Source organism: Paenibacillus sinensis (genome assembly GCF_019904155.1).
Lineage (GTDB): Bacteria > Bacillota > Bacilli > Paenibacillales > Paenibacillaceae > Paenibacillus_AQ > Paenibacillus_AQ sinensis.
Genome location: NZ_JAHCMB010000031.1, coordinates 1 through 6,486 on the forward strand (window position 1 = coordinate 1; position 6,486 = coordinate 6,486).

Genomic DNA, 6,486 nt, shown 5'->3' on the forward strand with positions numbered 1-6,486 from the left:
CGCTTCTTATTTTGATTTGAAAAAACGATGCTAAACCGCATTGGTTAAATTATTGATCCATTTTTTTGAAATAAACCTCGTAATCCCCATAATAAATCGAGACATCTCTTCACCAAATACCGCGATAACCATAATCCAATAAATAGGGAGATGAAATCCCTGTTGTCCAATTATTGCTGCGGGAATACCGAATAGCCACATGGAAATGATCCCCTGGATTAATGTAAATCTTGTATCCCCTCCCCCATACAATACTCCCTGTATCAGAGTCATATTGATTACCTTGAGCCACAGTAGTAGAGACATAACCATAAGTATGTTCACAGCATTACTTAATCCTGCTGCGGATAGGTCATAAAGGGATAAAACCGGTGAAGAGCATACATAAATCAGCAAGCCTACTGCGATAGAACCGATGAATGAAATCAGTACGATTTTTTTACCAAGATGATATGCCACATCCGGTTTTTCAGCTCCAATATTTTTGCCGATTATTACATTGCTTGCCCCACATAGTCCTATGAAGAACACAAAGGCCAAATTTTCAATGGTACTTGCAACGTTATAAGCAGCGATTGAATCAGTACCAATTCTCGCGTATATCATGTGGTATACTGAAATTCCCAATGCCCAAGACAATGTGCCAACTAATAGCGGAACTGCAGTTCGCAAAAATTTGTTGAGGAGGCTGAAATCAAAATCAAATAATTGGTTCAAACTCTTAAATGACAGTTGTGTTTTCCTAAAATAAACCATGAAGATTAACAGAAGCATTTCTATGAATCTTGATAGGCAAGTTGCAATTGCGACACCAGTTATCCCTAATTTCGGAACGCCAAATAGACCATTGATAAACAGGTAATTAAGAGTGGTATTCAAGCTTAAAGCAAAAAAACTGATATACATGGACATTTTAACAACTTCAATACTGCGTAATATGGCTGAATAGCAGAAGGTTATAGCTGTTGGAACAAAACTGATCCCAATAATAAATAGAAATTTCCCGCCCATTAGTACAACCTTCTCATCGTTCGAATATAAATGGATTAACCCTTTCGAATAAAAAAGCGATAGCAAACTGAAGATTGCCCCGATGCTAATGCAAAGGCTTAGTACCATTCCAAGAATCCTTCCGACTTGTTGAACATCCTTTTTCCCCCAAAACTGTGCTGTAAAAATAGATGCACCAGAACAAAGGGATGATAGGATGCAAGTGTAGATAAAATAAACCTGATTAGCCAATCCTACTGCAGCAATCGAAGCTTCGCCCTGCCCTCCTATCATCAGAAAATCAACAAATCCCAACGATGAAATTATCAAATTTTGCAATACGATTGGAATTGCTAATTTGAAGATCGATGAAAATAGCGATCCCTCTTTTTCTTGACTCAATAACAATCCGGTCGATTCTTGCAACTTAATATTTTCTGCTTCTGCTTCCATAAATGTTCACCTTTTTTTCAGTAAAGTCGNAACCCAGATTAGTTTCTGTATATGCTCATGAAGTAAAAGCATAGACCATCCCACTCCGAATAATGGGACTAAAAACATGTACATGGATACTTTCCCCACCGGGTTGCATTTCAGCAAGTAATTCCACAAAATAAAGCTCACAGCTGATACCATCGACAGATATAGTAAGAGAAGCAGAGATTTTGTTTCAAAATGGAATGGAATGATGCCTATCTTCCAAGATGATATGCATATTAATGCAACCCCGCCCAGGAGCATTTGATAAGCATTTAAATAAAATACAGAAATATGACGGGATTCCACTTTGGATAATATATTGCCAAGGGACGCAGAAAATGCGCCACAAAATAACAATATATCTCCACTTCCAAATTCGATTGTGCGGTCTCCTTTATAAAATAGCAGGATCAATCCCATAAATCCGAAGACAATCCCGAGCATTTTTTTGGGATTTAAATGATCCTCTTTAAATAAAAAATGAGCAAGAATTAACTGAAAAAATGAGATTGCCCCCGATGTAATAGAACCTACTGCACTGGAGCTTCGACTTAATCCTATGTATATAAATAAATATTGAAGAAAGGTTTGCACCAGGGATACTCTGACTATCCTCTTCAGTGTTGAAGGAACTAAGGCAATTCGCTGCCGATTAACGCTCATAAAACAAATAATTATCAGTCCACTTAATGTGAAGCGATACCCTGCGAATAAAATCTGTTGATACACATCACCTTGTTGGATACCAAGCTCGCGATAACTTAATTTAATAAAAGGAAATGCACTTCCCCACAGTATTGTTGCAATAACGGAAGCTACAACAATTCCGGTCCTGCTTCGAAAAAAGGCCTCTATTTTCATAATTGTCACACCATTTCCGGAGATAAGTATTCGTTATCTATTTAGCGCGCCGTATACCCACCATCGACCATTAAATCTTCTCCGGTGATAAATGAAGCATCCGTTGAAGCTAAAAAACAAACTGCACTGGCCACTTCCTCCGGCCTTCCTTGTCGTCCCAAGATATGAAGCTGCGAAATCTTTCTATCAATGATGGACTTATCTAAACCATTGTCATCGATATATCTTTGGGAAGATTGCGATTCAATATAACCCGGGCACACGCTATTTACCCGTATATTATGTTTTGCCAAATCAATTGCCCAACATTTTGTTAACCCACGAATCGCAAATTTTGAAGCATTATATACAGCAAAGTTGGCTTGGCCTATAATACCGCTAATCGATGAAAGATTCACAATGGAACCCTCTCCACTTTGCAGCATGAGAGGCAGACAGTGTTTGCTAACAAAAGATGCCCCCAGGACATTAACGTCAAGAATTTTATTCCATTCATCATAAGTGGCTTCAACGCTGCCTCTTAGAAAGATCGCTGCATTATTGACCAGGATATGAACGGAGTCAACCCATTCCTTGATCAAATGAAATCCCTTAATAATCGATTCTTCATCTGCAATATTTACCTTAATGAATCGAACCCTATTTCCCGTTTCAAGCTCTAATCTTTGAGCAGAATCCAATCCGTGTTCATCGATATCCATAATAATAACATTGCATCCTTCCTCGCTAAGGCGATGAGCAATGCAATAACCGATGCCACTGGATCCCCCCGTAACCACCGCGGTTTTTCCAGAAAGTCCCCTCATCACACTCTCCCCTTATCTTTTCCTATTCAGATTAATTTTTGATTTTGGAGCATTAATGATAAGTTTTGAATTCTGGATTCAGACAAACGATGCAACGGCGGGCGAACTGTATCTGTTTTGATAATCCCCATCATTTTGAGCGAAGTTTTGAAACATTGAATAAACTCGTTGCGGATAGATCCGGTAACGATGGCTTGCGGGGCTATATGAGTATCGTGGATCATTTGGGCTTCGGAGAATTTCTCATTCTGAACTAGATTAAAGATTTCTGTTAATTCTTTCGGACGCAAATTACCTGCAGCTGTTGTTAACCCATCTGCGCCTTCGAGTAATTCCGGCATTATCAGCAGATCTTCACCGGCAAAAACTGAAACTTCGGATCCAAATGCTTCATGGTATTCCCTTACCTTTGTTACCTTTGGAGCAGTTAATTTAATATAGCGCAGTTTAGATGTAGCTGCCCTTGCTTTCTCGATCACATGAATGGGAACTTCTATTCCCCCACCGCCGTCATAAACCATGAGATCCACATTGCCCCTTTGTCCAACTATCGTGAAATGATCAATCATCCCTTCTGGGGTGGGCACATGATAATAAGGAGGCGGAAGCAAAACAGCTGATGCTCCTTTTTCTCCGGCATAACGTGCCATATCCGCTGAGATACTCGAGCCTGAATGGGCAACGCCTACAATAAGGGCTGTTCTATCTTTTATTCTTTCAGACGTAATATCAATAATCCGCTTTTTCTCATGATCTTGAAGACTAAAGAACTCACCGGTTGTACCAAGCACAATAATGCCTGCTACATCTTGCTCTACCAAGTGATCTACCAAATTAACTAGACTGCTCTCATCAACTTCATAATTACTTTCAAAAGGTGTTACGATTAGAACTTGGTTGCCTTTTAACATGTTAATTCACTCCTAGTTATGAATTAGTCACGATTCTTTCGATAGCTTGTTCGATTCTATTTATGGGAACATTCAATGAAAATCTTACATAGTCGGAATAGAAATCCCCATATGCTTTTCCCGGGTTAACAGCAATCCCTTTTGATAAAAGGAACTCCACATGTTCAGGCGCATTTCTATGTTCAGGTATTCGTGCCCATACATACATTCCTGAAGTAGATGGATATACCCAATAACCATTCCGGATCAGTCCGTCTTGCAATACCTGCTTTCGATGGCAATAGATATCGCGTAAACTACTGACAAATTGTTCTTGGGTCAACATAGCTTTCGATGCAGCTATTTGAATTGGCATAAAAATTCCGGCATCGGCATACTGTTTGACATTTAAAACCCTTTTGATAACCATACGATTTCCTGATAGCATTCCTACACGCCAACCACATATGTTCAAGGTTTTTGACAATGAGTGTGACTCAACAGCCACCTCGAGAGAGTTTGGAACTTCCAAGATGCTATGAGGGGGGTGCTCGTCATAATAAAGCTCCGAGTAGACATTATCATTGCAAATGATGAAGTTATATGTACGAGCTAAGTCTACCAACTTGCTGTAGAAGGATAAGGGGGCCGTAGCACCTGTGGGGTTATTCGGATAGTTGGTGAAGAACAACTTTGCTCGACGCAAAATATGCTCCGGAATGTCATCCAAATTGGGGAGATAATCATTTTCAGCATTCGTTTGCAACTCGAAGACTTCAGCCCCGGCCAATACAGCATTCACCTTGTAAGTTGGATAACACGGTTCAACGATAATGACTAAATCTCCAGGCTTCAGTAAAGAGACACATAAATAATGCGCACATTCCTTAGAACCAATTAGAGGCATCACGTTCAAAGCAGGATCTAGCTCCAAATGAAATCGGTTACGATAGAATGTGGCAATAGCCTCACACAATTGTTGGCTGCCTTGTGTTTCCCTATTTGGATAAGAGTGATTTTCTATTAATCGAATTTCTTGAATCAACTGTTCCAAAAGCTCAGCGGGTGGGGGTAAGTCTGGATTTCCAATTGTGAAATCTATTACATCAAGTCCTGATTCCTTAGCTGCGGAAACTTTCTTTCTCATAAGCGTTGTAAGATACTCTGACAAATCGTTTTGTTTGGTTTGCATCTCATCCTCCTGACTCTTTAAGTAGTATATTTCCAGTACAATTTCAGTACTTGAATTGAGGTTGGGAGATCATTTGTTTTAACAAAACGGACAGTTCCCTCGGATCACGCACGATAAACTGTGGCTTTTCGTGAAATAGTTCATCAGTTTTCCCTATCCCCCATAGAACAGCGCAACTTTCAATATTTGCATTTCGTGCGGCGATAATATCATTAGGAGAATCACCGATCATTATGGCTTCGCTATGTTTTCCATTACATTCACTCACAGCTTTTAGAATGGGTTCAGCGTGAGGCTTTGGATGTTTCACATCGTCACCCGCTACAATCACATCAAAGTATTGGATGATCTGTAATCTTCCAAGAATGTCTATCGTTCTTTTCCGATCCTTACCCGTTACTAGTCCTATTTTTTTTGAACTATTTTTTAATAAATCCAGTATTTCTGTAAATCCCTCAACCAGTTCGATCAAATTCACAAGCCGATTGCTGTAATGACAAAACACTTCGTACATTTTTTGCGGCAGTTTCATTTTATCCATGATATTGCCGAAAGAATCGCCCATGTGGCTTAAATACTCCTCAACGGGGGGGACTCCTTCGTCATTAATCAAATCCTGATAGCTTAAGATGAAGGCAGCTTTAATTACTGGTTCGGATTGTATGATAACACCATCGAAGTCAAACAAAATAATGTTCTTCATACTGCTTACCACCTAGATTAGGATTTTATTTTGATATACTGGGCTAAATCCATTACCTTAGGAAACATNAGTCAAGCTGCTTTCCATCGTTATATCTTCGAGTTGTGTAATTCCCTTCAAAACTTCAATCACTTTCTCATCGCATTTAACCATGTTCTATCTCACCTCCTCCCGCTGATGAATGATCTTCACAAGTTCATCCCTCATGATTTTTCCAATATGATTTTTGGGGATGTGAGGAACGATATGGATCTGTTGAGGCCATTTTTGAGCTTCAAGCTTCGAGTGTATATAGTCTTGCAATTGGGATAGATTAAAGTTAGGGACATTTGTTTTAATAAACGAGANCCCTATAGTTGCCGCATCAATTACCCCTTGGTAAGCAAGTAATTGTTCATCAATTTCAGACGGATCAATCTTAATGCCTGATTTATTAATAATGTCTCGATTACGGCCCAGCAAATACAAGTATCTATCATCGTCCAGGTATCCAATATCCCCAATCTTATAATATCCATTTTCAAACGCTTCTTTAGTTCTGTGGGGATCGTGAAAATATTCCCT

General features: G+C 39.3%; 6 protein-coding genes. All 6 read right to left on the minus strand.

What is annotated here, in order from left to right:
• Nucleotides 1–30: 30 nt before the first annotated feature.
• The 6 genes from KIH86_RS02855 to KIH86_RS02880 all read right to left on the minus strand — a co-directional run bounded on the left by KIH86_RS02855 (nucleotide 31) and on the right by KIH86_RS02880 (nucleotide 5,922).
• A complete protein-coding gene (locus tag KIH86_RS02855) occupies nucleotides 31–1,443 on the minus strand; it encodes an MATE family efflux transporter (protein WP_223084473.1) in 1,413 nt (470 codons plus the stop codon).
• A gap of 6 nt (nucleotides 1,444–1,449) precedes the next feature.
• Nucleotides 1,450–2,331 carry a DMT family transporter gene (locus tag KIH86_RS02860; protein ID WP_223110285.1) on the minus strand — a complete coding sequence of 294 codons (882 nt, stop codon included), beginning with the start codon at nucleotides 2,329–2,331 and terminating at the stop codon, nucleotides 1,450–1,452.
• A gap of 41 nt (nucleotides 2,332–2,372) precedes the next feature.
• Nucleotides 2,373–3,137: an SDR family NAD(P)-dependent oxidoreductase gene (locus tag KIH86_RS02865; protein ID WP_223084475.1), complete on the minus strand. Its 765-nt coding sequence runs from the start codon at nucleotides 3,135–3,137 to the stop codon at nucleotides 2,373–2,375.
• Between the two features lie 26 nt (nucleotides 3,138–3,163).
• A complete protein-coding gene (locus KIH86_RS02870; protein ID WP_223084476.1) occupies nucleotides 3,164–4,048 on the minus strand; it encodes a dihydrodipicolinate synthase family protein in 885 nt (294 codons plus the stop codon).
• A 16-nt stretch (nucleotides 4,049–4,064) separates the two neighbouring features.
• Nucleotides 4,065–5,219 carry an aminotransferase class I/II-fold pyridoxal phosphate-dependent enzyme gene (locus tag KIH86_RS02875; protein ID WP_223084477.1) on the minus strand — a complete coding sequence of 385 codons (1,155 nt, stop codon included), beginning with the start codon at nucleotides 5,217–5,219 and terminating at the stop codon, nucleotides 4,065–4,067.
• Nucleotides 5,220–5,262: 43 nt separating this feature from the next.
• The gene (locus tag KIH86_RS02880; protein WP_223084478.1) at nucleotides 5,263–5,922 is read right to left on the minus strand and encodes an HAD family hydrolase; all 660 of its coding nucleotides are present in this window, start codon (nucleotides 5,920–5,922) and stop codon (nucleotides 5,263–5,265) included.
• Nucleotides 5,923–6,486 lie beyond the last annotated feature (564 nt).

Bases quoted from the DNA above. Each gene is read 5' to 3' on its own strand.
- KIH86_RS02855 (WP_223084473.1), bottom strand. From the start codon at position 1,443: ATGGAAGCAGAAGCAGAAAATATTAAGTTGCAAGAATCGACCGGATTG.
- KIH86_RS02865 (WP_223084475.1), bottom strand. From the start codon at position 3,137: ATGAGGGGACTTTCTGGAAAAACCGCGGTGGTTACGGGGGGATCCAGT.
- KIH86_RS02870 (WP_223084476.1), bottom strand. From the start codon at position 4,048: ATGTTAAAAGGCAACCAAGTTCTAATCGTAACACCTTTTGAAAGTAAT.
- KIH86_RS02875 (WP_223084477.1), bottom strand. From the start codon at position 5,219: ATGCAAACCAAACAAAACGATTTGTCAGAGTATCTTACAACGCTTATG.
- KIH86_RS02880 (WP_223084478.1), bottom strand. From the start codon at position 5,922: ATGAAGAACATTATTTTGTTTGACTTCGATGGTGTTATCATACAATCC.